Annotated in this window: 27 protein-coding genes and 1 tRNA gene; 10 read left to right on the top strand and 18 right to left on the bottom strand. The window is 68.2% G+C overall.

Annotated elements, in window-relative coordinates; translation table 11 throughout:
• From CON77_RS12705 to CON77_RS12695, 3 genes are all read right to left on the bottom strand, one after another.
• Nucleotides 1–311, bottom strand: a 311-nt coding sequence (locus CON77_RS12705) for an NAD(P)-binding domain-containing protein (protein ID WP_198552366.1), incomplete at its 3' end; no start/stop codon positions are given.
• 17 nt (nt 312–328) lie between these two features.
• Nucleotides 329–1,465, bottom strand: a complete 1,137-nt coding sequence (locus CON77_RS12700; RefSeq protein WP_101049690.1) for a PilT/PilU family type 4a pilus ATPase — start codon at nt 1,463–1,465, stop codon at nt 329–331.
• 13 nt (nt 1,466–1,478) lie between these two features.
• Complete coding sequence (locus CON77_RS12695; protein ID WP_101049688.1) at nt 1,479–2,522, bottom strand: type IV pilus twitching motility protein PilT; 1,044 nt, start codon at nt 2,520–2,522, stop codon at nt 1,479–1,481.
• A gap of 32 nt (nt 2,523–2,554) precedes the next feature.
• On the opposite strand from CON77_RS12695, the gene CON77_RS12690 reads away from it, so the two are divergent.
• Nucleotides 2,555–3,262, top strand: coding sequence for a YggS family pyridoxal phosphate-dependent enzyme (locus tag CON77_RS12690; RefSeq protein ID WP_101049686.1), 708 nt, complete (start codon nt 2,555–2,557; stop codon nt 3,260–3,262).
• A gap of 18 nt (nt 3,263–3,280) precedes the next feature.
• Here CON77_RS12690 and CON77_RS12685 read toward each other — a convergent pair whose 3' ends face one another.
• Entirely contained in the window at nt 3,281–4,954 is a 1,674-nt protein-coding gene (locus CON77_RS12685; protein WP_101049684.1) for a sensor histidine kinase, read from the bottom strand.
• 59 nt (nt 4,955–5,013) lie between these two features.
• Between CON77_RS12685 and CON77_RS12680 the strand changes: the two genes are divergently transcribed.
• Nucleotides 5,014–6,075, top strand: a complete 1,062-nt coding sequence (locus tag CON77_RS12680) for an HDOD domain-containing protein (RefSeq protein WP_101049682.1) — start codon at nt 5,014–5,016, stop codon at nt 6,073–6,075.
• Nucleotides 6,076–6,120: 45 nt separating this feature from the next.
• Here CON77_RS12680 and CON77_RS12675 read toward each other — a convergent pair whose 3' ends face one another.
• The 4 genes from CON77_RS12675 to CON77_RS12660 are packed head-to-tail and all read right to left on the bottom strand — an operon-like array spanning nt 6,121 to nt 10,040.
• Entirely contained in the window at nt 6,121–7,680 is a 1,560-nt protein-coding gene (locus tag CON77_RS12675; protein ID WP_101049680.1) for an FAD-binding oxidoreductase, read from the bottom strand.
• A gap of 36 nt (nt 7,681–7,716) precedes the next feature.
• Nucleotides 7,717–8,232 carry a hypothetical protein gene (locus CON77_RS12670; RefSeq protein ID WP_101049678.1) on the bottom strand — a complete coding sequence of 172 codons (516 nt, stop codon included), beginning with the start codon at nt 8,230–8,232 and terminating at the stop codon, nt 7,717–7,719.
• Between the two features lie 13 nt (nt 8,233–8,245).
• Nucleotides 8,246–8,557 (bottom strand): c-type cytochrome, encoded by a 312-nt coding sequence (locus CON77_RS12665; protein WP_232788531.1) that lies wholly within the window; start codon nt 8,555–8,557, stop codon nt 8,246–8,248.
• A 31-nt stretch (nt 8,558–8,588) separates the two neighbouring features.
• Entirely contained in the window at nt 8,589–10,040 is a 1,452-nt protein-coding gene (locus tag CON77_RS12660) for an aldehyde dehydrogenase (RefSeq protein ID WP_101049676.1), read from the bottom strand.
• A gap of 188 nt (nt 10,041–10,228) precedes the next feature.
• On the opposite strand from CON77_RS12660, the gene CON77_RS12655 reads away from it, so the two are divergent.
• A complete protein-coding gene (locus CON77_RS12655) occupies nt 10,229–12,016 on the top strand; it encodes a sigma-54-dependent Fis family transcriptional regulator (RefSeq protein ID WP_101049674.1) in 1,788 nt (595 codons plus the stop codon).
• An 18-nt stretch (nt 12,017–12,034) separates the two neighbouring features.
• Here CON77_RS12655 and CON77_RS12650 read toward each other — a convergent pair whose 3' ends face one another.
• Entirely contained in the window at nt 12,035–13,549 is a 1,515-nt protein-coding gene (locus CON77_RS12650) for an FAD-linked oxidase C-terminal domain-containing protein (RefSeq protein WP_101049672.1), read from the bottom strand.
• Between the two features lie 246 nt (nt 13,550–13,795).
• On the opposite strand from CON77_RS12650, the gene CON77_RS12645 reads away from it, so the two are divergent.
• On the top strand, nt 13,796–14,218 hold the full coding sequence (locus tag CON77_RS12645; protein WP_101049670.1) for an Hsp20/alpha crystallin family protein: 423 nt from the start codon (nt 13,796–13,798) through the stop codon (nt 14,216–14,218).
• A 12-nt stretch (nt 14,219–14,230) separates the two neighbouring features.
• Here CON77_RS12645 and CON77_RS12640 read toward each other — a convergent pair whose 3' ends face one another.
• Genes CON77_RS12640 through CON77_RS12630 form a run of 3 tightly spaced genes read right to left on the bottom strand, consistent with a single transcriptional unit; the run spans nt 14,231 to nt 16,901 of the window.
• Nucleotides 14,231–15,115 (bottom strand): LysR substrate-binding domain-containing protein, encoded by an 885-nt coding sequence (locus CON77_RS12640; protein WP_101049668.1) that lies wholly within the window; start codon nt 15,113–15,115, stop codon nt 14,231–14,233.
• Nucleotides 15,116–15,132: 17 nt separating this feature from the next.
• Nucleotides 15,133–15,981: a formyltetrahydrofolate deformylase gene (purU, locus tag CON77_RS12635; protein WP_101049666.1), complete on the bottom strand. Its 849-nt coding sequence runs from the start codon at nt 15,979–15,981 to the stop codon at nt 15,133–15,135.
• On the bottom strand, nt 15,978–16,901 hold the full coding sequence (locus CON77_RS12630) for a ketopantoate reductase family protein (RefSeq protein WP_101049664.1): 924 nt from the start codon (nt 16,899–16,901) through the stop codon (nt 15,978–15,980). Before CON77_RS12630 ends, purU begins: the two co-directional genes overlap by 4 nt.
• Before the next feature lie 95 nt (nt 16,902–16,996).
• On the opposite strand from CON77_RS12630, the gene glmU reads away from it, so the two are divergent.
• A complete protein-coding gene (gene glmU / locus CON77_RS12625) occupies nt 16,997–18,397 on the top strand; it encodes a bifunctional UDP-N-acetylglucosamine diphosphorylase/glucosamine-1-phosphate N-acetyltransferase GlmU (protein ID WP_101049662.1) in 1,401 nt (466 codons plus the stop codon).
• A gap of 12 nt (nt 18,398–18,409) precedes the next feature.
• On the opposite strand, the gene CON77_RS12620 is transcribed toward glmU, so the two are convergent.
• Both CON77_RS12620 and CON77_RS12615 read right to left on the bottom strand, forming a co-directional pair.
• Nucleotides 18,410–18,868, bottom strand: a complete 459-nt coding sequence (locus CON77_RS12620; RefSeq protein ID WP_101049660.1) for an SH3 domain-containing protein — start codon at nt 18,866–18,868, stop codon at nt 18,410–18,412.
• Nucleotides 18,869–18,969: 101 nt separating this feature from the next.
• A complete protein-coding gene (locus CON77_RS12615) occupies nt 18,970–19,476 on the bottom strand; it encodes an Lrp/AsnC family transcriptional regulator (RefSeq protein WP_101049658.1) in 507 nt (168 codons plus the stop codon).
• Between the two features lie 137 nt (nt 19,477–19,613).
• On the opposite strand from CON77_RS12615, the gene glmS reads away from it, so the two are divergent.
• Genes glmS through CON77_RS12600 form a run of 3 tightly spaced genes read left to right on the top strand, consistent with a single transcriptional unit; the run spans nt 19,614 to nt 22,276 of the window.
• Complete coding sequence (gene glmS, locus CON77_RS12610) at nt 19,614–21,536, top strand: glutamine--fructose-6-phosphate transaminase (isomerizing) (protein WP_101049656.1); 1,923 nt, start codon at nt 19,614–19,616, stop codon at nt 21,534–21,536.
• Nucleotides 21,537–21,544: 8 nt separating this feature from the next.
• Nucleotides 21,545–21,742 carry an NF038104 family lipoprotein gene (locus tag CON77_RS12605; RefSeq protein ID WP_101049694.1) on the top strand — a complete coding sequence of 66 codons (198 nt, stop codon included), beginning with the start codon at nt 21,545–21,547 and terminating at the stop codon, nt 21,740–21,742.
• Between the two features lie 3 nt (nt 21,743–21,745).
• On the top strand, nt 21,746–22,276 hold the full coding sequence (locus CON77_RS12600; RefSeq protein ID WP_101049654.1) for a GNAT family N-acetyltransferase: 531 nt from the start codon (nt 21,746–21,748) through the stop codon (nt 22,274–22,276).
• Nucleotides 22,277–22,309: 33 nt separating this feature from the next.
• Here CON77_RS12600 and CON77_RS12595 read toward each other — a convergent pair whose 3' ends face one another.
• The gene (locus tag CON77_RS12595; protein ID WP_101049652.1) at nt 22,310–22,786 is read right to left on the bottom strand and encodes a rhodanese-like domain-containing protein; all 477 of its coding nucleotides are present in this window, start codon (nt 22,784–22,786) and stop codon (nt 22,310–22,312) included.
• A gap of 203 nt (nt 22,787–22,989) precedes the next feature.
• On the opposite strand from CON77_RS12595, the gene CON77_RS15620 reads away from it, so the two are divergent.
• Both CON77_RS15620 and CON77_RS15615 read left to right on the top strand, forming a co-directional pair.
• Nucleotides 22,990–23,505, top strand: a complete 516-nt coding sequence (locus CON77_RS15620; protein WP_232788530.1) for a hypothetical protein — start codon at nt 22,990–22,992, stop codon at nt 23,503–23,505.
• A gap of 24 nt (nt 23,506–23,529) precedes the next feature.
• Nucleotides 23,530–23,868, top strand: a complete 339-nt coding sequence (locus CON77_RS15615; protein ID WP_232788529.1) for a hypothetical protein — start codon at nt 23,530–23,532, stop codon at nt 23,866–23,868.
• 82 nt (nt 23,869–23,950) lie between these two features.
• Here the strand turns inward: CON77_RS15615 and CON77_RS12585 are convergent.
• The 3 genes from CON77_RS12585 to CON77_RS12575 all read right to left on the bottom strand — a co-directional run bounded on the left by CON77_RS12585 (nt 23,951) and on the right by CON77_RS12575 (nt 25,503).
• Nucleotides 23,951–24,027 (bottom strand) — tRNA-Met (locus CON77_RS12585).
• A 24-nt stretch (nt 24,028–24,051) separates the two neighbouring features.
• Nucleotides 24,052–24,447: a 50S ribosomal protein L17 gene (gene rplQ, locus CON77_RS12580; protein ID WP_101049650.1), complete on the bottom strand. Its 396-nt coding sequence runs from the start codon at nt 24,445–24,447 to the stop codon at nt 24,052–24,054.
• A 69-nt stretch (nt 24,448–24,516) separates the two neighbouring features.
• Entirely contained in the window at nt 24,517–25,503 is a 987-nt protein-coding gene (locus tag CON77_RS12575; protein ID WP_101049648.1) for a DNA-directed RNA polymerase subunit alpha, read from the bottom strand.
• Nucleotides 25,504–25,514 lie beyond the last annotated feature (11 nt).

Here is a 25,514-nt window from a genome sequence, read left to right as displayed (position 1 = left end):
CCGCCGCGCTGGCCACCGGGCAACGCGGCCCCAAGCACGATGGCGCGCAGGTCGTCGTCGTTGCCGACGCAGCAGAACACAATGTCGGCGCCCGCGGCCGCTTCGCGCGGGGTGGGGGCGCTGCGCGCGCCCTGGGCGGCGAATTCGGCGACGAAGGCCTGAGCCTTGGCCGCGCTGCGGTTGTACACCGTCACGTCGTGGCCGGCCAGGGCCAGGTGGCCGGCCATGGGGTAGCCCATCACCCCCAGGCCCAGAAAGGCGACGCGGGTGCGGGGTGCGGGTTCGTAGGTTTTCGGGTTCAGGCTGGGCATGGTGGGGGGGCTGGGGGTCAGACGATTTGCAGGTGTTCGGTGCCGGCGGCCAGGTCGGTGGTTCGGGCGCGCTGGCTGTTGAGCTTGATGTTGAGCTTGAGATCGTTCTGCGAGTCGGCGTTGCGGATCGCATCCTCGTAAGAGATCTGGCGGGCCTCGAAGGCCTCGTACAGGGCCTGGTCGAAGGTTTGCATACCCACCTCCTGGCTGCGCTTCATCACCTCCTTGATCTCGTTGATCTCGCCCTTGACGATGAGGTCGGCGATCAGGCCGCTGTTGAGCAGCACCTCCACCACCGCGGTACGGCCCTTGCCGTCCTCCTTGGGGATGAGGCGCTGGGCGATCATGCCGCGCAGGTTGAGCGAGACGTCCTTGAGCAACTGCGGGTGGCGTTCTTCGGGGAAGAAGTTGATGATGCGCTCCATGGCCTGGTTGGCGCTGTTGGCGTGCAGCGTGGCCAGGCACAGGTGGCCGGTTTCGGCGAAGGCAATGGCGTGCTCCATGGTTTCGCGGTCGCGGATCTCGCCCATGAGGATGACGTTGGGGGCCTGGCGCAACGAGTTCTTCAGCGCGTTTTCCCAGTTGTCGGTGTCCAGCCCCACCTCGCGCTGGGTGATGATGCAGTTCTTGTGCTGGTGCACGAATTCCACCGGGTCTTCCACCGTGACGATGTGGTCGTGCGTCTTTTCGTTGCGCCAGTCCACCATGGCCGCCAGCGTGGTGGACTTGCCCGAGCCAGTGCCGCCCACCAAAATCGCCAGGCCGCGCTTGGACATGGCCACGTCCTTCAGCACCTGGGGCAGGCCGAGTTCGTCCACGGTGGGGATCTTGGCCGGAATGGTGCGCATCACCAGGCCGACTTTGCCCATCTGCACAAAGGCGTTGACGCGGAAGCGCCCGATACCGCCCGGCGCGATGGCGAAGTTGCACTCCTTGGTGCGCTCGAACTCGGCGGCCTGTTTGTCGTTCATGATGGCGCGGGCCAGCGCCTGGGTGTGCTGCCCGGTCAGCGGCTGCGGCGACACCTTGGTGATTTTCCCGTCCACCTTGAGGGCGGGCGGGAATTCGGCGGTCAGAAACAGGTCGCTGCCGTTGCGGCTGACCAGCAGCTTGAGCAGGTCGTTGACGAAATTGCTGGCTTGATCGCGTTCCATGGGGGCTCCTGGCTCAGCCGGGGAAGTTGTCGGGGATCTTGGCCTTGGCGCGCGCCTCGGCCGCCGTGACCTGGTTGCGCCGCACCAGGTCCATCAGGCTCTGGTCCAGGGTCTGCATGCCGAAGCCCTGGCCGGTCTGGATGGCCGAGTACATCTGCGCCACCTTGTTCTCGCGGATCAGGTTGCGGATGGCGGGGGTGCCGATCATGATCTCGTGCGCGGCCACGCGGCCGTTGCCGTCGGACGTCTTGAGCAGCGTCTGCGAGATCACCGCCATCAGGGACTCGGACAGCATGGCGCGCACCATTTCCTTTTCCTCGGGCGGGAACACATCGACGATGCGGTCGATGGTCTTGGCGGCACTCGACGTGTGCAGCGTGCCGAACACCAGGTGGCCGGTTTCGGCGGCGGTCATGGCCAGGCGGATGGTTTCCAGGTCGCGCATCTCGCCCACCAGAATGGCGTCCGGGTCTTCGCGCAGGGCCGAGCGCAGCGCGTTGGCAAAGCTCAGCGTCATCGGGCCGACCTCGCGCTGGTTGACTAGGCACTTCTTCGATTCGTGCACGAATTCGATCGGGTCTTCGATGGTGAGCACGTGGCCGTACTCGTTCTCGTTCAGGTGGTTGACCATGGCCGCCAGCGTGGTCGATTTGCCCGAGCCGGTGGGCCCGGTGACCAGCACCAGGCCGCGCGGCTTGAGCGACAGCTCGGCGAAGATCTTGGGGCAGTTGAGCTGCTCCAGCGTCAGGATCTTGCTGGGGATGGTGCGGAACACGGCGGCCGCGCCGCGGTTCTGGTTGAAGGCGTTGACGCGGAAGCGCGCCAGTCCCTCGATCTCAAAAGAAAAGTCGACCTCCAGGAACTCCTCGTAGTGCTTGCGCTGGGCGTCGGTCATGATGTCGTAGACCATGCCGTGCACCTGCTTGTGCTCCAGCGGCTCGACGTTGATGCGCCGCACGTCGCCATGCACCCGTATCATCGGTGGCAGGCCAGCAGACAGGTGCAAGTCGGACGCCTTGTTCTTGGTGCTGAAGGCCAGCAGTTGAGTGATGTCCATCCCAATTCCCGAAGAGTGTGGTCTGATCCATTATGGCAACGATTTCGGACAATCTCCAGCGGGTGCGCAACCGCATCGCCCTGGCCTGTGCCCGGGCCGGGCGTGACCCGGCCAGCGTCCAGCTGCTGGCCGTCTCCAAGACCTTCGACGCGGACGCGGTGCAGGCCGCCCACGCCGCCGGCCAGCGGGCCTTCGGCGAGAACTACGTGCAGGAAGGGGTGGGGAAAATCCAGGCCCTGCGCGCCGTGGGCCTGCCGGGGCTGGTGTGGCACTGCATCGGCCCTTTGCAAAGCAACAAGACCCGGCCCGTGGCCGAGCATTTCGACTGGGTGCACACGGTCGACCGCCTCAAGATCGCCCAGCGCCTGAGCGAGCAGCGCCCCGCGCACCTGGCGCCCTTGCAGGTGTGCGTGCAGGTGAATGTGGACGGTGGCCCGAACAAGTCGGGAGTGGCACCGGCCGAAGCCCTGGCCCTGGCCCAGGCGGTGGCGGCCCTGCCACGGCTGCGCCTGCGCGGCCTGATGTGCATCCCCGAGCCCGCGCCCGATGTGGCGGCGGCCTGCGCGGTATTGGGTCGCGCGCGCGCCCTGTTCGACGACCTGGTGGCCACGGGCCTGCCGCTGGACACCTTGTCGATGGGCATGAGCGACGACCTGGAGGCGGCGGTGGCCAGCGGCAGCACGATGGTGCGGGTGGGCAGCGCGATTTTCGGCCGCAGGGTGTACCCCGACGCGGCCTGACCCCCGGCCCAGGGAAGCTCAGGCCGCGGGCACGGCGCCGCCAGGGAGGCTGAAGCCGAAGGTGCTGCCGACGTTGACCTGCCCCTCGGCCCAAACCTGGCCGCCGTGCCGCTCCACGATGCGGCGGCACAGCGCCAGGCCCATGCCGGTGCCTTCGAAATCCTGCGCCCGGTGCAGGCGCTGGAACACACCGAAGAGCTGGTCGGCGCGTTTCGGGTCGAAGCCCACGCCGTTGTCGCGCACCCAGAAGCGGTAGGTGTCGGCCACCGCATCGCGCGCCCAGCCCACGGCGATGCGCGCCGGCCGGCAGGGCCGCGTGTACTTGAGCGCGTTGGCCAGCAGGTTGTCCCAAACCTGGCTCAGCAGCAGGGCGTCGCCGGGCACTTCGGGCAGGTCGTTGGGCAGGGTCCATTCCAGTTCTTCGGCCGGGCGGCGCAGGGCCGGATCGTGCAGCACCCGGTTCAGGCTGGACTGCAGCACGGCCCCCATGGCCACCGTGCGCCGCTGCAAGGGCGCCCGCCCCAGGCGCGAGAACGCCAACAGCCCCTCGATCAGGGCGCCCATGTGCTGTGCGGCCTGGCCAATGCGGTCCATGTCCTGCGCCGCGGCGGCCGGGGCGTCGGGACCCAGGTCTTCGCGCAGCAGCTCCAGGTAGCTGGTGATGTGGCGCAAGGGCGCGCGCAGGTCGTGCGAGACAGAGGCGGAAAACGCCTCCAGGTCCTGGTTGATGTCCTCCAACTGCCGGGTGCGTTCGGCCACGCGGCTTTCCAGCTCCTGGTTGAGGGTCTGGAGCATGTCCACCAGCCGCTTGACCTCGGTCATGTCGCGCATCAGGCAGGCGTAGCCGCGGGATTCGCCACGGGCCTCGTCGTGCAATGCGGTGAGCAGGGTGTTGGCCCAGAACTGGCTGCCGTCGGCGCGGCGCTGCCAGCCCGGCGTTTCGCTTTGCCCGAGCAGGGCGGCGCGCTCCATGCCCAGCAGCATGGGATCTTCGGCATCGGCCACGGCGCCGGGCACGCCCGCCAGTTCGCTCACCGGGCGGCCGAGCACGGCGTCGGCGCGGTGACCCAGCAGGCGTTCGGCGCTGGGTGTCCAGTCGCTGACGCGGCCATGCGCGTCGAGGAAAAAGATCGCCGCGTCGCGCAGGCCCTCGGCCATCCAGCGCAGGTGGGCTTCGTGGTCGGTGGCGGGGGGCGGGGACGCGGCACTGGCCAGCTCGGTGGCCTGGCGCAGGTCGGTGGTGTCGTGCAGGTGCAGGAACACGCCGGCCACGTGTCCGGCGTCGTGGTCGGGCTGGACCCGCACACTGACGTGGCGCTGGCCCAGCCGCGGGTGCTCGAAGCTTTCGTCCAGGCCCATTTCCAGGCCGCGCAGCGCGGCCGACAGGTAGGGCAGCAGGGCCTCCAGCAAGGGCGCGCTCACCAGGGTGTAGAAAGGCTGCGGCAGGGCCGACCCGGGCGCTTCCGGCCCGGCCAGGCACCAGCCCCGGGCCTCGCGGTTGGCCAACAGGCAGTTGAGGTGCTGGTCCAGGCAGAACACCGCCCCGGGCCAGTTGTCGATCAAGCGGCCCAGCCGCCCGTCGCCGCCCGCCGGGGCGAGGTGGAGCGGCGCTGGCGCAGCGTCGTCCAGCGGGGGATACAGCGCCTCGAAGAACGACTCGGGCAGCTTGTCGTCGAACGGCGTGGGGCTCATGGCCCGACTGTACCCCAAGGCTATACTGCTCACGGCCTTTTGGCCGCAAGGAATGCAGAATGCTGTTTCGGTGGCTGATGAACGCTTGGCGCCCACGCACCGCCACGGGCGCCGCCCCTGCTGCGCCCAGTGCCCCACCACCCCCGGCGGCCACGGCCTTCGTGCCCAGGCAATGGGACATCCCGCCCGCCCTGATCGGCTTTCAGCGCACCGAGGCTTTCCAGTTGCCGGTGGGCACCCTGGAGGCCCTGACGCGCCGGGTCGCGCACCTGCCCCGCCCGCCGCAAAACAGCGAACAGCTGCTGTCGGAATCCTTCCTGCAGGGCGCCAGCGCGGAACAGATGGCCGACGCGATCCTGAAACACCCGCACCTAGCCGCCCGCCTGCTGGCCAGGGTGAACGCGCCGTTCCACGGCCTGCCGCGGCCGGTGAGCGACGTGCCCACGGCCATCGTCTACCTGGGACTGGACACGGTGCGCGCCACGGCCGTGCAATGCCTGCTGGCCGAGGCCTTGCGCCCGACCGACCCGCGCCTGGCGCCGCTGTTCGACCGTTGGTGGCGCGCCAGCGGCCTGGCCGGCCAGCTGTGCCTGCGGCTCGGCAAGCAGGTGGGGGTGAGCGACCCCGGTGGCATGGTGACGCTGGCGGTGCTGTCCTTCGTGGGGCACATGGCCGCCCTGTCGCTGCGCGCCCCGCAGGACACCCTGCGCGACAGCACGCTCGACTTCCTCGAGCGCACACGTGCCGAGCAGGACGACCTGGGCCTGTGCGCCGGTGAATTGGGCTGCCTGATGATGGCCGAATGGGACATGCCGGCGAGCATCGTCGAGCAGGTGCGGGCCATCGACCGCATTCTGGTGATGCCCCCTCGCCAGTTGACACCCGAACAGGGCCTGCGCACCGCCCTCACCTACTACTGCGTGCGCACGGCCGAGCGTTTGGCGCGCGGCCAGTGGAGGCGCGCCGAGCAGGCGACGCCCGGGGCGCTGGAAGGCAGCGAGTTCTTTCACCTGCAGACCCACTTCATGCTGCAGCCGCGCATGACCGGGCTGGCTGCGGCCTTCCTGCAACCGGCTTATTGCCAGGAGCTGGACGCCCTGGTGCAAGCGGCCCTGGGCTGAGCCCCCCAGCCCAGGGGCCGAGGGGGCGGCCAGCGCCCTCTGCCCTCAGATGCGGATGCCGCTCTTGCCCGGGGCCAGAATGCCGTTCGGGTCAAGGGCGCGCTTGATCTTGCGTTCCACCGAACGCTTGACCGGGCCGTAGCTTTGCGCCACGCGCTCCTGGAAGGCGGTGTTCACACGGTACACGGCGTAGCCTTCTTTCTCAAACTCGTCCAGCAGTTCGGCGAAGCAGGCGTTGGCGCGCTGGGTTTCTTCTTCGCTGGTGCGGTCGTACAGCACGTCGATCACGTGGTGCATGTCGCGCCAGCCGACGATGAACTCGCCCACGTAGTCCAGGCCGTGCTTGTTCAGGATCTTCTTGGCCAGCGCGAACTGCTTGTCGCACTCGCTGCCACGGGCCTGGCTCACCGGGGCGAACCACATGGAGCCACCGCCCCCACGCCAGTTGTACAGGCCAAACTCTTGCAGGTTGGGCACGCCCGACATCAACTGGGCACGGTACTTGAAGGGCTGGGTGTCACCGGCCTCTTCCTGCGTCACGATGCGGCCCTTGCCAGCGCGCTTGATGGTCTCGGTAACGATCTTCCAGTTCACTTCCACCTGCTCAGGGCTGCCGTACAGGGCACAGTACACGTTCCAGGCACCCAGGTGCTTGTCTTTGCGGATCTGGGCCAGCACGGAGTCCGGTGTGGCGCCCGGTGCGGTGGTGTAGTCGGAGCGGCGGGTGCCACAGGTGGCGGCTTCCCACAGCGTGCCCGCGATCACCACCGCGTTGGGGATGATGTTGGCGATGCGCAGCGGGCGCAGCATCTCGACGATCTCGTTGATGTCGGCTTCGTTGTCGAACTTGATCTCGAACGGCTTGAACACCGGGGGCTTGGGCATCAGCCAGAAGCCCATCTTGGTGCAGATGCCGTAGTTGGACTGGGTGAACATGCCGTCCAGGGTCGGGCCGTAACCCCACTTGAACACCTGCCACGCCTTGTCGCCCTTGACGCCGCCCATGCCAGTGCGCAGCACGTCGCCGTTGGCCAGCACCAGCTCCATGCCGCACTGCATCAGGAAGTGTTCGCCGTAGGGGGTGTAACCCACGCCACGGTCCATGGTGTTGCCCAACGGGCCGGCAATGGCCGACGGCGCCGAGAACGACAGCATCAACGGCAGCTTGCGCTCTTCAATGTAGTCGTACAAGTCCTGGTAGGTCACGCCGGGCTCGACCAGCGCGGTGCACAGTTCGGGGTCCACGTGCAGGATCTTGTTCATCTTCTTCAAGTCCAGCACGATCTGGCCCCGCTCGACCGGGGCGGCAGAACCGTAACCGAAGTTGCGGCCGGTGGAGATGGTCCACACCGGAATGCGGTACTCGTTGCAGATCTTGACCACGGCCTGCACCTGCTCGACGCTGGTGGCGGTGAGCACGGCGGATGGGGTGTGCTGGGCGCTGTCCACGGCCATCATGACCTTGGTGTAGGGGGCCAGGTGTTCGGCCGAGAACAGCACCTGCTCGGTGCCCAGGGCGGCCTGGAATTTCTTGATCGCCGCGTCGAAGCGGTTTTCGCTCACGCCCTTGGGCAAGGCGAGGTATTTGCGGGGTTGGGTGCTCATGGCGGGGTTCCTCTTATCGGCGCGGGTTCAACGCGCTCAAATCACGCAGCTCAAAGAGACGTAGGTGCGGCCGGCGTGGGCGGTGGGCGCCACGGGGGCCTGGTTCGGTTGGCTCACCAGCGCTTGGCCCAGGGCTTGGGCCCAAGGCGCCGCGTCGGCGCCAACGCGGTGCGTCTGCATGGCCAGCACGCGGCCACCGTGGCTGCGGACCAGGTCCAGCACCAGGGTGGCGGCGGCGTCGTCCAGCAGGCCCACCAGCAGGGTCGGTTCGCCGTCTTGTAGCAGGCGGTTGAGCTGGGCGTAGGTGCCGGCTTCCAAGCCCTTCAAGGGCTGGGCCGCCAGACCGTGGCCTTCGCCTTGGGCGCCTTGGCGCACACCGCTCAGGAAAGCCGCGTCCAGGGCCGAGCCGCTGACCAAGGAGGTCACGCTGCGGGGCGCGGGGGCGCCGGCGGGCAGATCGGCCACAGGCTTCGCCTGGGCCCAGGGCATGCCGGCCATCACCAAACCAGCGGCGGCCAGGCCTTTCAAAATCGAACGTCGATCGGTGCTCATGGGCGGTCTCCGTTTACTTTTTCGCCGGGGCGGGGGACTTGTGGATGAAAGCCGCCAGCTCCTGCAGGGTGGCGTCGTCGATGTCGGTGTGGCGGAACGCGGGCATGGCGTTCAAGCCATGGCGCGCGATGATCTGGACCGTGGCTTCGGGCAGTTGGCGGCCCAGCAACACCGGGCCGGTGCCCACTTCGTGGCACTTGGCGCAGACCTTTTGGTAGAACTGCTGGCCTTTGGTGAGGGTCTGGGCGCTGGCGGTGGTGGCCAGGCCAGCGAACAGGGCGGCGCCGACCAGCAGGCCAGCCCAGGGGCGGTGTTGCGGTTTCAAGGGATGTCTCTCCTCTGATGGTGTGGGAAACTCAGAACGGGTAATGGCGCGGGGTGTTCTGCACCGTGATCCAGCGCAGCTCGGTGAAGGCGTCGATGCCGGCCTGGCCGCCAAACTTGCCGTAGCCCGAGCCTTTGACGCCGCCGAAGGGCATTTGCGCCTCGTCGTGCACCGTGGGGCCGTTGATGTGGCAAATGCCCGACTCGATGCGGCTGGCCACTTGCCAGGCGCGCGCGGTGTTTTGACCGAACACGGCGGCGGCCAGACCAAACTCGTTGTCGTTGGCGCAGGCCACGGCCTCTTCCACGCCGTTCACCCGCACGATGGCCTTGACCGGGCCGAAGGTTTCTTCCTGGTAAATCTTCATCGCCGGGGTCACGTGGTCGAGCAGCGTGGCGGGCATCAAGGTGTCGGTGGCCTTGCCGCCGCACACCAGCGTCGCGCCCAGGGCCAGGGCGTCGTCGATCAGGGCGTTGCAGCGCTCCACGGTGGCCATGTCCACCACCGAACCCAGCACCACCGGGCCTTGGCGCGGGTCGCCCAGCGGCAGGCCCTTGGCACGCTCGGCCAGCTGGGCCACGAAGGTGTCGGCCACGGCCTGGTCCACGATGATGCGCTCGGTGGACATACAGATTTGGCCCGAGTTGGCAAAGGCGCCGAAGGTGGCCGCGGCCACGGCGGCGTCGAGGTCGGCGTCGTCCAGCACCACGAACGGGGCCTTGCCTCCCAGCTCCAGCACAGCGGGTTTCAGGTGCTTGGCGCAGGTCTGCGCGATCAGCTTGCCCACTTTGGTGGAACCGGTGAAGTTCACGCGGCGCAAGGCCGGGTGGGCCACCATGGCTTCGACCACCGCGCCCGCATCGGCCGGGGCGTTGGTGACGAAGTTGACCACGCCCGGGGGCAGGCCGGCTTCCTGCAAGGCCTCGATGATCAGGCCGTGGGTGGCCGGACACAGTTCAGAGCCCTTCAGCACCACCGTGTTGCCGCAGGCCAGCGGGGTGGCGATGGCGCGCACGCCCAGGATCACCGGGGCGTTCCACGGGGCGATGCCCAGCACCACGCCGGCCGGCTGGCGCACGGCCAGGGCCAGGTTGCCGGGCACGTTGGACGGGATGACCTGGCCGTCGATCTGGGTGGTCAGCGCGGCGGCTTCCAGCAGCATGTCGGCCGCCAGGTGGACGTTGAAGCCGGCCCAAATGCCCGAGGCACCGGTTTCGGCGGCCATGGCCTGGGCAAAGGCCTCGCCCTTGGCTTCCAGGGCGTGGGCGGCCTTCATCAGCAGCGCGCGGCGCGCGCCCGGGCCGAGGGCGGCCCAAACCGGGAAGGCCTGAGCGGCGGCGTCCACGGCGGCGCGGCCGTCGTCTGCGGTGGCGGCCGGCGCGCGGGTGGCCACGCTGTGGTCCAGGGGGTTGCGGCGCTCAAAGGTGGCGCCATTCGACGCGGCGCGGCTTTCGCCGCCGATCAGCATGGAAATGGTGGGCATGGGGGTCCTCGGGTGGGGTCTTGTGTCGATTGCAGACCGGCCGACTTTGCAACCCATGTGCCAGCCCAAGGCACTCAATTTTCACAATGAAAATCAATGACTTACAAATCAAACACCGGGAAAACGTGGAATCCACATGTGCGAATTTGATGGATCATTTATCATCAAAAATTGATCAAAACACCGCCATGCCGCCCACCGACCGCATCTCCCTGGCCGAATTGCAACAGCGCGCCGTGCAGGCGCGCACCAGCGCCGACCTGGACGCCGGCGCCTCGCCCACGCTGCGCGAGCTGACCGAGGCCCTGGTGTTCGCCCCGGGCGACGGGCGCATCTGGCTCAACGACCAGCGCATGCTGCTGTGGCGCGCGTCCACCTACGGCTCGCTGCGGCGCGAGCTGGTGGCCCGGTTGGGCATGGACGGTGCCCGCTCCCTGCTGACCCGGGTGGGCTACGCCGCTGGCGCCCGCGACGCCGAGCTGGTGCGCACCCTGTGGTCCGACAGCGACCCGGCCAACGTCTTCGACGCCGGCCCGCGCATGCACCAGCTCGAAGGCTTTGTGCGGCCACAGACCGTGGCCTTCGAGTTCGACATCGGCCGCGGCGACTTTTACGCCGAATTCCTCTGGCACGACTCCAGCGAAGACGACGAGCACATCGCCGCCTTCGGCATCGGCACCGAGGCCGCCTGCTGGATGCAGCTGGGCTACGCCAGCGGTTACGCCAGCGCCTTCATGGGCAAGCTCATCGTCTTCCGCGAACTGAGCTGCCGCGCCTCCGGGGCCGAGGTCTGCCGCATCGTCGGCCGCCCCGCCGACCACTGGCCCGACCCGGAACTCGACCTGCACCACTTCCTTCCCGACGCATCGGCGCGCCAACTGAACCCACCGGCGCGCGCCGAGGTGGCGCCGCGCATCGCCGACATCGGCCGCCCCCTGGCCGACGACGACAGCACCGCCCCGGCCGGCGACGAACTGCCACCCCTGATCGGGATTTCGTCCAGCTTCAGCGCGGCGCGCCACCTCATCGAGCGGGTGGCGCCGACCTCGGCCACGGTGCTGTTCACCGGTCCTTCGGGGGCGGGCAAGGAGCTGTTTGCGCAAACGCTGCACCGCATCAGCCCACGCGCCCCCGCCCCCTTTGTGGCGCTGAACTGCGCGGCCATGCCCGACACGCTGATCGAATCCGAGCTTTTCGGGGTAGAGCGCGGCGCCTTCACCGGCGCCACCGTGTCACGCCCGGGGCGCTTCGAGCGCGCCAGCGGCGGCACCCTGTTCCTGGACGAAATCGCTTCGCTGTCGTTTGCGGCCCAGGGCAAGCTGCTGCGGGCCTTGCAGGAGCGGCGCATCGAACGCGTGGGCGGCGTGCGCGAAATCCGGGTCGATGTGCGCGTGGTGGCCGCCACCAACGTGGACCTGCGCGAGGAGGTCGAGCGCGGCCGCTTCCGTGAGGACCTTTACTACCGGCTCAACGTGTTCCCGGTGCAGCTACCACCGCTGAAGGAGCGGCGCGACGACATCCCGCAGCTGATGGAGGCCTTCCTGCGCCGCTACCGCCAGCTGCACGGGCGGCGCGTGCCGGGCTTCACCCCGCGCGCGGTGCAGGCCCTGCTCCAGTACGACTTTCCGGGCAACATCCGGGAGCTGCAGAACCTGGTGGAGCGCGGTGTCATCATGGCCGGGGACGACGAGCCGATCGACCTGCACCACCTGTTCCGCAGTGGCGAAGGGGCGCCGCCGCAGGTCTGGAGCCTGGCGCACAGCGGCCGCCTGACCGAGGCGCCCCAGCCCGCGCCCCCGGCCACCGAACCCGAAGGCAGCGGCCCGAAGCGCCCGCGGCCACCCCAACCCAAAGAAGCGCAGCGCTACCGCAACGCCCTGGTGGCCAGCCGGTACAACGTGGCCGAGGCGGCGCGCCAACTCGGCCTGAGCCGGGCCCAGCTGGCCTACCGGCTCAAGCGCCTGGGCATCGCCTGAACCCGACGGGCACCGGTCTCAGAAGCGCGGCAAATCCGGGTGCTTGATCTGCCCGGCGCGCACCAGCATCTTGCCGTACTCGGCACAACGGTGCAGCGTGGGAATGACCTTGCCCGGGTTGAGCAGGCCCTTGGTATCGAAGGCGCGCTTGAGGCCGAACATCTGCTCGTTTTCTTCCGGGGAAAACTGCACGCACATGCTGTTGAGCTTTTCCACACCCACGCCGTGCTCGCCGGTCACGGTGCCGCCCATGGCCACGCTGGTTTCCAGGATGTCGGCGCCGAACAGCTCGCAGCGGTGCAACTGGTCGGGGTCGTTCGCATCGAACAGGATCAGCGGGTGCAGGTTGCCGTCGCCGGCGTGGAACACGTTGAGGCACTTGAGCCCATATTTGCGCTCCATGCCCGCAATCGCTTCCAGGATGTCGGCCAAGCGCTTGCGCGGGATGGTGCTGTCCATGCACATGTAATCGGGGCTGATGCGCCCACTGGCCGGGAAGGCGTTCTTGCGGCCGCTCCAGAACCGCAGGCGCTGGGCCTCGTCGCGGCTGACCGCGATGGCGGTGGCGCCCGCCGCCCGCAGCACCTCGCTCATGCGGCCGATCTCTTCCTCCACCTCCTCGGGCGTGCCATCGCTCTCGCACAGCAAAATGGCCGCGGCGTTCAGGTCGTAACCGGCGTGGACAAAGTCCTCCACCGCCACGGTCATGGGGCCGTCCATCATCTCCAGGCCCGCCGGGATGATGCCGGCCGCGATCACCGCGGCCACCGCTTCGCCGGCCTTGCGCACGTCGTCGAAGCTGGCCATGATGCAGCGCGCCAGTTGCGGCTTGGGCACCAGCTTGACGGTGACCTCGGTGGTCACCGCCAGCATGCCCTCGCTGCCGATGAGCACCGCCAGCAGGTCCAGCCCCGGCGCGTCCAGCGCGGTGCCGCCGAAGGTGACGGGCTCCCCCTCGATGGTGTAGCCCCGCACCTGCAGGATGTTGTGCACCGTCAGGCCGTACTTCAGGCAGTGCACGCCGCCGGAGTTTTCGGCCACGTTGCCGCCGATGGTGCAGGCGATCTGGCTGCTCGGGTCGGGGGCGTAGTACAGGCCGTGCGGCGCCGCCGCCTCCGAAATGGCCAAGTTGCGCACACCGGCCTGCACCACGGCGGTCTGGGCCAGCGGGTCGATGGACAGGATGCGGTTGAACTTGGCCAGGCTCAGCGTCACGCCCAGGGCGTGCGGCATGGCGCCGCCCGACAGGCCGGTGCCGGCCCCGCGCGCCACCACCGGCACGTCCAGCAGGTGGCAAGCACGCAGCACGCCTTGCACCTGGTCTTCGGTTTCGGGCAGGGCCACGCACAAGGGGCGCTCGCGGTAGGCGGTCAGGCCGTCGCACTCGTAGGGCACGGTGTCTTCCAGCGTGTACAACAAGGCGTGCGCGGGCAGCACCGCCTGCAGGGCGTGCACCACTTCGGCCTGGCGCGCGCCGCGGTCCTGGGCGCGTTGCAGGGCCTGGGTCAGGCGGGAATCGGCGGGGGCGTTCATGGTGGGCCAGTGTAGGCCAAGCCCCGCGGCGGCGGTTGAAAAAAGCTGCAAGCGCTTGTGAATCCCGTGCGGCACGGGCGCGGTTTGATGTGCGTCAAACCCCGTGCACGGGCGCCGGCTGGCCCGCCCACAGGCCCTTGAAAAGGACGCCGGGCGGCGCTATTTTCCGATTGTCCCGTCGCCTTGGGTCAGTGCCTGCCACTGGCCGGTGGCGGATTTCATCCCACGTTTCGCAAGGAGATCGGTATGAACGGTTTGGTCACCCGCAGCGGTTTGCTCGACGACTTCTTCAAGGACATGGCGCCCGGCTTTTTTGTGCGCCCGCTGCACGGCGATCCGCTGCCCCAGTCCATCAAGGTGGACGTGAAGGAAACCCCACAGGCCTACACGGTGCACGCCGAACTGCCCGGCGTGGCCAAGGAGGACATCCACGTCACGGTGGACGGCAACGTGGTCACGCTGCGCGCCGAGGTCAAGCAGCTCGACAGCCAGAATGCCGACGAGAAACTGCTGCGCAGTGAGCGCTATTTCGGTTCGGTGGCGCGCAGCTTCCAGTTGCCGGTGGACATCGACAACGCCGCGGCCAAGGCCCGTTACGACAACGGCGTGCTGGTGCTGACGCTGCCGAAAAAGCTCAGCGGCGGCAGCCAGCGCCTGGCGGTGGAATGAGCCACCCCGCCTTCAGCGCGTGGCCTGCTTGAGCCACTCGGCGAAGGCGGCGCACTCCCACCGTTCCATCGTGCCGGCGCGCCAGCACAGGTAGTGGGCGTGAGGGCTGGGCACCTCGCGGTTGAACACCTCGGATTCGCCCAGCCGCACCAGCGCACCGTGCTCGATCCAGGGGGCGCCCAGCTTGGGGCGGACCAGCGCCACCCCCATGCCGGCGGCGGCCCCGTCGCACATCAGGCCGATGTCGTTGAACTGGGAGCCGTCGGTCGGCTCCGGCCAGTCCAGGTGGTTGGCGGCGAACCAGGTGCGCCAGGGCTCCAGCGGGCTGCGCAGCAGCGGCACGCCTTCGAGGTCGCTGGCGGTCACGAAGGGGCCGTGCTCGCGCACGAAGCCGGGCGCGGCCAGTGGCACCACCACGTCCTTGGTCAGGCAGACGTGCTCCACGTCGGCGTAGCGACCGGTGCCAAAGCGCACGGTCAGGTCGGCGTCTTCGGCCACCACATCCAGCAGCGGGATGCTGACCTGCATGGTGATGTCGATCTCGGGGTAGGCCTCGGCGAACTGCTTGAGCCGCGGCATGACGATGGAGCGCGCGAAGGTGGGCGTGACCGCCAGCCGCAACTTGCGCCGCCCCGGGTTGGCCTGGCGGCTGGGGAAACGCTGCAGCGTGGCCAGGCCCTCGCGCACGTGAGCCAGGTACTCGCTGCCTTCGGTGGTCAGCGAAAAGTCGGCGCGGCCGAACAGCTTCACCCCCAGCACCTGCTCCAGCTGTTTGACGCGGTGGCTCACCGCGCTCGGGGTCACACACAGCTCTTCGGCGGCCTGGGTCACGCTGCGCAGGCGCGCCAGCGCCTCGAAGGTCAGCAGGCACTGGATCGGGGGGATGCGGACGGCCATGGCGTGTGCTCAGGAGGTCACTTGAAGACCACGGTCTTGTGGCCGTTGAGCAGCACGCGGTGCTCGCTGTGCCACTTCACGGCACGGGCCAGCACCTGGCTCTCGGTGTCGCGGCCCAGGGCGGTCAGGTCGTCCACGGCCATGCTGTGGTCCACCCGGGCCACGTCCTGCTCGATGATCGGGCCCTCGTCCAGGTCGGCGGTCACGTAGTGGGCGGTGGCACCGATCAGCTTCACGCCGCGGTCGTGCGCCTGGTAGTAGGGCTTGGCGCCCTTGAAACTGGGCAGGAAGCTGTGGTGGATGTTGATCGCCTTGCCGGCCAACTGGGTGCACAGGTCGTTGGACAAAATCTGCATGTAGCGCGCCAGCACCACCAGTTCGGCCTGTTCCTGGCGGATGATCTCCAGCTGCTTGGCCTCCACCTGGGCCTTGGTGTCGGCCGTGACCGGCAGGTGGTGGAAGGGGATGTTGTAGCTGGCCGCCAACTGGTAGAAGTCGCGGTGGTTGCTGACGATGGCGCGGATGTCCAGCCGCAGCAGGCCGCTTTTCCAGCGGAACAGCAGGTCGTTCAGGCAGTGGCCCTGCTGGCTGACCAGCAGCACGGTGCGCATGGGCTGGTTCAGCGCGTGCAGGCCCCATTGCATGGCGTGGGCCTGGGCGAAGGCGGCCACGCGGGCCCGCAGCTCGGCGGCGTCCAGGCCGGCGCAGACGAACTGCACCCGCATGAAGAACAGGCCGGTGTCGTGGTCGTTGTACTGGGCGGCTTCCTCGATGTTGCCGCCGTGCTCCAGCAGAAACCCCGACACCGCGTGCACGATGCCGGGCTTGTCCTGGCAGGACAGGGTCAAAACGTAGGTGGAATTCATGGGGCTGCATTGTCGCAGGCCGGCGCGGCGGCGGCGCCGGACTCCAGCGCTCGCACCAGCGTGTGCAGCAGCCGGTTGGCCGGTACCGCCAGGCCGTGGGCGGCGGCGCGGCGCAGCACGTAGCCGTTGAGGTGGTCGATCTCGCTCGGCTTGCCGCGCATCAGGTCGCGTGCGGTGGACGACAGCTGCGTCGGCATGGTCCGCGCAATGCCCTCCAGCGCGGCCCAGGTGTCGCCGGGGATCTGCACCCCGTCGGCGGCGGCCACGGCGCGGCATTCGCGCTCCACGTCGCGCAGCACGTCCCACACGCCGGGGCAGGCCACCAGCGCCGCGTACGGCAGCCGGGTGATGGCCGACAGCGGGTTGTAGGCGCAGTTGAGCAACAGCTTGGCCCAGAGTTCGCCCAGCACCCCGTCCGACAGCTGGATGGGCACCTGCGCCTGCGCGGCGGCGGCCACCAGCGCCTCGGCCCCCGGGTGGGGGCTGACGACCAGTTCGCCGCGCCCGTGGTGCTGCACGTGCCCCGGCCCGGCCATGCCGGCGGCCACGTAGACCACGGCCGGCACCACCGGGCGGCCCAGCACATCGGCCAGGCGGGGCGCGTTGTCCACCCCGTTCTGCAGGCTCAGCACCGCGGCGTGCGGGGCCAGGTGCGGGCGCATGGCGGCGCCGGCGCTTTCGGTGTCGGTGGACTTGACGCAGAACAGCACCACGTCGGCGCCGGCCACGCCGTCGGGCGTGGCGGTGGCGCGCAACGGCACCTGTTCGTCGAAGGCGGTGGTCTGCAAGCGCAGGCCGTGGGCGCGAATGGCGTCCACGTGTGCCGGGCGGGCAACCAGGGTGACGGCGTGGCCCGCGCGCGCCAGCATGCCACCGTAGTAGCAGCCCACGGCGCCGGCGCCCATGATGGCGAATTGCATGGCAGAAAGCTGGAGTGGGGAAAAGCCGCAGCGTACCACCGCCGGCGCGGGATAATCCGCCGGCTGACAGCCGCACAACGCGGCACGGAGGACGCATGGCATTGACAGTGGATGTGGTGGTGATGGCCGCCGGCAAGGGCACGCGCATGAAGAGCCGCACGCCCAAGGTGTTGCACCGCCTGGGCGGCAAGGCCCTGGCGGCGCATGTGATCGGCTGCGCCGCCCAACTGGGGGCACGGCGGGCGGTGGTCATCACCGGACACGGCGCCGAACAGGTGGAAGCCGCGCTGGCGCCCCTGGCCACCCCGGCGCTGGCGCTGGACTTTGTGCGCCAGGAACCCCAGCTGGGCACCGGCCACGCGGTGCAGCAGGCGGTGCCGGTGCTGGCCGACGACGGCGTGACGCTGGTGTTGTCCGGCGACGTGCCGCTGACCCGGCCCGACACCCTGCAGGCCCTGCTGGCGCTGTGCGCGGGCGAACACCTGGCCCTGCTCACGCTGGACCTGCCCGACCCCACCGGCTACGGCCGCATCGTGCGCGACGCCACTGACGGCGTGCAAGCCATCGTCGAGCACAAGGACGCGACCGAGGCGCAGCGCGCCATCACCGAGATCTACAGCGGCATCATGGCCGTGCCCACGCGCCAACTGCGCGCCTGGCTGGCGCGACTGGACAACCGCAACGCCCAGCAGGAGTACTACCTGACCGACGTGGTCCAGTTCGCCGTGGCCGACGGCGCCCGGGTGCTGGCGCACCGCATCGACGACGCGGTGCAGGTGGCCGGCGTCAACAGCCCGGCGCAACTGGCCGAGCTGGAGCGTGCCCACCAACGCCGCCTGGCCGCCGACTTGATGGAAGCCGGCGTGCGCCTGGCCGACCCGGCCCGGCTGGACGTGCGCGGCACGCTCACCTGCGGGCAGGACGTGGACATCGACGTCAACTGCGTGTTCGAGGGCACGGTGACGCTGGGCGACGGCGTGCGCATTGGCGCGAACTGCGTGATCGCCAACGCCCGCATCGAAGCCGGCGCGGTGGTCCACCCCTTCACCCACATCGACGGTGAAAAAGCCGGCGTCCAAGTGGGCGAGCGTGCCTGGGTGGGCCCCTTCGCCCGCCTGCGCCCCGGCGCGCAACTGGGGCCCGAGGTGCACATCGGCAACTTCGTCGAAGTGAAAAACTCCACCCTGGCCGCCGGCGCCAAGGCCAACCACCTGGCCTACCTGGGCGACGCCACCGTGGGCGAGCGCGTCAACTACGGCGCCGGCAGCATCACCGCCAACTACGACGGCGCCAACAAACACCGCACCGTGATCGAGGCCGACGTGCACGTGGGCAGCAACTGCGTGTTGGTGGCCCCGGTGACGCTGGGCGCCGGCGGCACGGTGGCCGGCGGCTCCACCATCACCAAGGACACCCCGCCCGGCGCCTTGAGCGTGGCGCGGGGCAAGCAGGTCAGCATCCCCAACTGGAAACGGCCGCCCAAATCCCAGAAATGAGGGAACTGGGCCTCACCAGCCCCACAACAGATCGCTGGCGGCCCACACCGTGCCGCCGCCCTGCGGCGCCTGCAACTGCACCCAATCGCCCTGGCGCACGGCGGTGCGCAGCACGTCGCCGTACACGGCCTGGCCCACCACCGGGTGCTCGGTGCCGGGGCCGGCGCGCAGGTTCAGCCGGGTGGCCTTGACCACGTGGTGGCGCGCGTCGCTGGTGACGCTGCGGGCGATCCAGCCGCCGTCGCCCTCGAAGTCCTGCACCCGCAACCAGTCACCGCGCTTTTCCAGCACCTGCAGGGGGTAGCCCTGGGTCAGCTTCCAGAGCACCTCGGTGTCGGTGCCGGGGCCGGCGCGCAGGTTCACGCTGGGGTTGCGCACGCTGACCAGTTCCTGCGCCCACGACGGGGCCAGGGCCGCCAGCCCCAAGGCGGCAGCGGTGATCAGGGTGCGGGCGTGGGCCATCGTGCGCATGCGGTGTCCTCCTGGTGTGTGCCCGTCTGTGGGGCAGCTCGGGTGAAGCGTCTGCCCCGTGCTGGCAGCATGGACAAAATTATGCGCTTTTGTGCGGCCGTTCACGCATCTCGCTCGGCCCAGGGGCGCGGCAAGGGCTGGGCCGGCAAAAACTTGGCGCGTTTCACACTGAAAAACGCCCGCACGTTGCGCACGTTGGCGTGCTGTGTGAACAGGCGCTGGGCCAGGGCGAGGTAGGCGGGCATGTCGGTCACGGCCAGCACCAGCACAAAGTCGGGGCCAGGGCTGACCCGGTAGCACTGCTGCACCACGGCCTCGGCCACCGCCAGGCGCTCAAAGGCCGCCAGGTGCTCGTCGCCCTGCTGGTCCAGGCTGATTTCCACCAGCGCCGTCAGTCCGTGACCCAGGGCCAGAGCCAGCTTGTCGGGCTGCAACAAGGCCACCTGGCGCTCGACGATGCCCAGGGACTGCAGGCGCCGCACACGCCGCAAGGCGGTGGCGGGCGACACGCCGCAGCGCTCGGCCAGCCGGTGGTTGGCTTGGCTGGCGTCGTGTTGGAGGGCATCCAGCAGGCGCAAGTCCAGCTCATCCAAGAAATTTTCATTCATTTTTGCATTTTATCAGACTAAATATTTCTCATACGCCATGATCTGACGAATTATTTCAAATTCATCGCAAAAACGCTGGCAAATTTTTCTTGAGCCGGCCTAGCATGACCCCCATTGTTCAAACAAGGGGCGTGCGTATGTGTGGAATCGTGGCGGCGGTGGCGGCGCGCAATGTGGTGCCGGTGCTGGTTCAGGGCCTGCAGCGGCTGGAATACCGGGGGTACGACTCCTGCGGCGTGGCGGTGCACCTGGGGGCCGCGGGGGGCGACGCATCGGCCCCGGGCGCTGGCCTGCAGCGCGCCCGCAGCACCGCCCGCGTGGCCGAGTTGCAGGCCCAGGTGGAGCGCGACGGCCTGAGCGCCGGCACCGGCATCGCCCACACCCGCTGGGCCACCCACGGTGCGCCGGCGGTGCACAACGCCCACCCGCACTTCAGCCACGGCCCCGGCGCCCAGGCCGGCCAACGCCCGGCGCGCGTGGCGCTGGTGCACAACGGCATCATCGAAAACCACGAGGAACTGCGCGCCGAACTGCAGGCCAAGGGCTATGTGTTCGAGAGCCAGACCGACACCGAGGTGATCGCCCACCTGGTGGACGCGCTGTACGACGGCGACCTGTTCCAGGCCGTGCGCGCGGCCGTGGCACGCCTGCACGGGGCCTACGCGGTGGCGGTGTTCCACAAGGACGAACCGCAGCGCGTGGTGGGCGCTCGCGCCGGTTCGCCGCTGGTGCTGGGCGTGGGCCGTGCAGAGGGCGGGGAGCCTGCGCCGCACTACCTGGCCAGCGACGCCATGGCCCTGGCCGGTGTGACCGACCAGATCGTCTACCTGGCCGAAGGCGACGTGGTGGACCTGCAACTGGGTCGCTACTGGGTGGTCGGGCAGGATGGCGCGGCCCTGACGGCCGGGCAACGTCCGGTGAAAACCGTGCACGCCCACAGCGGCGCGGTGGAGCTGGGCCCGTACCGCCACTACATGCAGAAAGAAATCTTCGAGCAGCCGCGCGCCATCGCCGACACGCTGGAAGGCATCGAGGGCATCGCGCCTGAGCTGTTCGACGGCCAGGGCGAGCACGCCACCGCCGCCTGGCGCGTGTTCAAAGACATCGACCAGGTGCTGATCCTGGCCTGCGGCACCAGCTACTACAGCGGCTGCACCGCCAAATACTGGCTGGAAGGCATCGCCGGCATGCCGACCCAGGTGGAAGTGGCCAGCGAATACCGCTACCGCAGCAGCGTGCCCAACCCGAAGACGCTGGTCGTCACCATCAGCCAGAGCGGCGAAACCGCCGACACCCTGGCCGCGCTGCGCCACGCGCAGAGTTTGGGCATGACCCACACGCTGACCATCTGCAACGTGGCCACCAGCGCCATGGTGCGCGAGTGCGAGCTGGCCTACATCACCCGCGCCGGGGTGGAAATTGGCGTGGCCAGCACCAAGGCCTTCACCACCCAGTTGGCAGGGCTGTTCCTGCTGACGCTGGCGCTGGCCCAGGCCAAAGGCCGCCTAAGCGCCGAGGACGAAGCACAACACTTGAAGGCCATGCGCCACCTGCCCGTGGCGCTGCAAGCCGTGCTGGCGCTGGAGCCCCAGCTCATCCAGTGGGCCGAAGCCTTTGCGCAAAAGGACAACGCGCTGTTCCTGGGCCGCGGCCTGCACTACCCGATCGCGCTGGAAGGCGCGCTGAAGCTCAAGGAAATCAGCTACATCCACGCCGAGGCCTACCCGGCCGGCGAGCTGAAGCACGGCCCGCTGGCCCTGGTGACCAGCGCCATGCCGGTGGTGACGGTGGCGCCCAACGACGCCCTGCTGGAGAAGCTGAAAAGCAACATGCAGGAGGTGCGCGCGCGCGGCGGCGTGCTCTACGTGCTGGCCGACGCCGACACCCACATCGCCAGCGGCGAAGGCCTGAACGTGGTGCGCATGCCCGAGCACTACGGCGTGCTCAGCCCCATCCTGCACGTGGTGCCGCTGCAGCTGCTGGCCTACCACACGGCGCTGGCCAAGGGCACGGACGTGGACAAGCCGCGCAACCTGGCCAAATCGGTGACGGTGGAATGAGACACGCCATGCCCGCCCACATCAGACACGCAAGGCGCTGGATCCTGCTGGTATTGCTCTGCTCCGGCCTTTCAGGCTGCGCGGTGGTGGCCGTCACCGACGCCGCGATCACCGTGGTGGCCACCGGCGTCAAGGTCACCGCCAAGGCCGTGGGGGCGGTGGCAGATGCCGTGATCCCCGACGACGACGAAGCGACGGAGCCCTGACCCATGAACCCACTCCAACCCATCGCCTGCACTCACTCCCGGCACGCGTCGGCCATTCTGGACATTTTCAACGACGCCATCGCCACGTCCACCGCCTTGTACGACTACCAGCCGCGCACCCTGGCGAGCATGGCGCCCTGGTTTGCCGCGAAGGACCAAGGCCACTTCCCGGTCATCGGGCTGGAAGACGCGAACGGACAACTGCTCGCCTTCGGCAGCTACGGCACGTTCCGGGCGTGGCCGGCCTACAAGTACACGGTGGAACACTCGGTCTACGTGCACAAAGACCACCGCGGCCAAGGCCTGGGGCTGCAGGTGATGGAAGCCCTGATCGACGCCGCACGGCAGCGCGAGATGCACGCCATGGTGGGCGCCATCGACGCCAGCAACGGCGGCAGTATTGCGCTGCACCGGCGCCTGGGGTTCCAACACGTGGGCACGCTGCCTCAGGTGGGCTTCAAGTTTGGCCGCTGGCTTGACCTGGCCTTGTACCAGCTGCTGCTGGACACGCCGCGGCATCCGGTGGACGGCTGAGGTCCCTTCTGGGCCCGCAGCTTCGACGTCCGCTCAGTGCTTAGCGGGTGCGGTGGCCCGGGTGGCGGCATCCAAGCCGCCCTTGGCCTTCCACTCCTCCAGGCCGCCTTGCAGAATGCGCACATTGTCCCAACCCGCCACCCGCAGCGCAAAACCCGCCTGCGCCGACAGCGATCCGGTGTTGCAGTAGATCAGCACCGGTTTGTCCTTCGGAATGGAGCTGCGCCGGGCCAGCACCTGCCGCCAATCCATGTGGACGGCACCTGGGATGTGCCCTTTGGCAAACTGGCCCGCATCCCGGGCGTCGATCACCAGCATCCTGGGCCACTCGTCCTTGGGAATCTGCTCGGGGAAGATGAGGCCCCCGCCGTAATCCACGAACTCCAGATAGCCCTCCATCTCCTCGATGGCCGCGGCCTTGTTGTCGGCCCAGGCAGCGGGCGCCCAGCTCAGTGCGGCGGCCACACCCAACACAGCGCTGCCCCACACAGCAGAAAATTTGGTGTTCATCACTGTCTCCTTCGTTGTGAATTCAGCAAACGGGCAGAACGGGCGCCTGCAACAGGCCACGATGGCGGTGTCCCTGGACCGTTCAGACCAGCGGTCTGCCATGTCTTGGCCTGCGAGCCGACAGACAACGAGCTTTCCCGCATTCTAAATATCAGTATATTCTGATTTAATAAATCCAAATCTCAGCAGACCCGTGTGGGCCCATGCACCAAGCCAAAGCCGAATACCTGTTCGCCGTGTCGCTGTCGGTGACGCTGCACGCCCTGGTGTTGGCGGCGGCGGGCCTGTACGCGTTCAAGCCCTCCCAGCCCGAGACGCCCACGCCCGAGGAGAAAGTCGTCTTCCTGGAAATGCTGGCGGCCGCGCCGCCAGAACCACCTGCCGACCCAGCGCCAGCACCCACTCGGCCGCTCCCCGCAGCAGCCCCCGCGCGGCCCGCGCCCTCACCGGCCATCGGCGTTCCGACAGACGCCACACCCGCGCCTGCCGCACAAGACCAGCCGCGCGCACAGATGGAGGCACCGCCGGCCCCCAGCGCAGAAGAATGGGCACGGGCATCCACCTACAAATTGAAAAACAGCAAACGCTACCGGCACACCTGGGGACAACAGATCCGCAGCATGTTGGACAGGGCATTCGAAGGGCCCGACCAGGGCGTGGTGCGTTTCCGGGTGGAAATTGCACCCGATGGCCGCCTGACACGGTTGGAAACCCTGTAGAGCACGTCACCCGCAGCCGAACAGTTGGCGCGCAAGGCCATTGAAAACATGCCGGCCCTGCCCCCGACGCCGACGGGCCGGCCCCTGGTCTTTGAAAAGACCATTGCCTTCCAGCCGTTCGCCGTGGACGACACCCCCACCTACCAAGACGACTGCCTGCCCGATCGGCCCGCCTTCCACAACCCCTACGCCTGGGATGGCAAAGCCCCCCAGGGGGCGGCGGTCCAGCCCTCCGCCGAGAAGGTGGACACAGCCACGCAGGAAGAATGCCAGAAGCAGCTACCAGAAGCCTCGGTGGAGGCGGCCAGCGCGCACGACCGCAGGCAGCTGGAGCAATGGCGATCCGGGCGCCTTGGCCCCTGAAAACCCCAGAGGAGCGAGAACACACAAACAAAAAGGCCCTCGTTTCCGAGGGCCTTGATGACAAGCCAGACGCTTGATTTGTTGGTTGCGGAGGCAAGATTTGAACTTGCGACCTTTGGGTTATGAGCCCAACGAGCTACCAGGCTGCTCCACTCCGCGTCAAGTCAGTTATTGTAGCACGAATTATTCGGCTGCGGCAACTTCTTCGCCGACGGTGGCTTCAGCGCGGTCCACCAGCTCGACCAAGGCCATCGGGGCGTTGTCGCCCACGCGGAAGCCCATCTTCAGGATGCGGGTGTAGCCACCGGGACGGTTGGCCGAACGCTTGCCCAGGTCGTTGAACAGCTTGGTGACGACGTCGCGGTCGCGCAGGCGGTCGAAGGCCAGGCGGCGGTTCGCCACCGTGTCCACTTTGGACAGGGTGATCATGCGCTCGACCACGCGGCGCAGTTCCTTGGCCTTGGGCACGGTGGTCTTGATGACTTCGTGCGTCAGCAACGAGTTCATCATGTTGCGCAGCATGGCCTGGCGGTGGGCGCTGGTGCGGTTGAGTTTGCGAAGTCCGTTTCCGTGACGCATGGTAATTTCCTTTCAAATAATCGCCTGCGGCCGGATCAGGTACCGCAGGGGGTCAGGGGCAAAAAACGATCAGTGCTTTTCCAGGCCGGCGGGCGGCCAGTTTTCCAGCTTCATGCCCAGCGTCAAGCCGCGCGAAGCCAGCACTTCTTTGATTTCGTTGAGCGACTTGCGACCCAGGTTCGGGGTCTTGAGCAGCTCGTTCTCGGTGCGCTGGATCAGGTCACCGATGTAGTAGATGTTCTCGGCCTTCAGGCAGTTGGCCGAGCGCACGGTCAGCTCCAGCTCGTCCACCGGACGCAGCAGGATCGGGTCGAACTGCTGGGCCACGCGGCTGGCGGCACCGTCCGTCGTGAAGATGTCGCCGCCATCCAGTTGCGCGAACACGGCCAGCTGCTCCACCAGGATCTTGGCAGCGGCACGCACCGCCTCTTCCGGACCCACGGCACCGTTGGTCTCGATGTCCATGACCAGTTTGTCCAGGTCGGTGCGCTGCTCCACGCGGGCGTTTTCCACGGCGTAGCTCACGCGCTTGATCGGGGAGAACGAAGCGTCCAGCACGATGCGACCGATGGAGCGGGTCGCGTCGTCACCGCGGCGCAGGTTACCCGGCACGTAGCCGCGGCCCTTTTCCACCTTGATCTGCATGTCCAGCTTGGCACCGGGGGCCAGGGTAGCGATGTGGTGCTCCGGATTCAGGATCTCCACGTCGTGCGGGGTCTGGATGTCGGCCGCGGTCACCACGCCTTCGCCGTCCTTGCGCAGGCTCAGCGTCACTTCGTCGCGGTTGTGCAGCTTGAAAACCACGCCCTTGAGGTTCAGGAGGATGTGCACCACATCTTCCTGGATGCCGTCGATGGACGAGTACTCGTGCACCACGCCAGCGATGGTGACTTCGGTCGGGGCGTGGCCCACCATCGAGGACAGCAGCACGCGGCGCAGCGCGTTGCCCAGGGTGTGGCCGTAACCGCGCTCGAAAGGCTCGAGGGTCACTTCGGCGCGGTTCGCCGAGATTTGCTCGACGTTGATGTTCTTCGGTTTGAGCAGGTTGTTCAGCATTCGGACTTCCT

The organism is Macromonas nakdongensis (genome assembly GCF_002837145.1).
In the GTDB taxonomy this organism is placed as follows: domain Bacteria; phylum Pseudomonadota; class Gammaproteobacteria; order Burkholderiales; family Burkholderiaceae_C; genus Macromonas_B; species Macromonas_B nakdongensis.
Note: the sequence above shows the minus strand (reverse complement) of the source record. Positions and strands in the feature narration are given on the sequence as shown.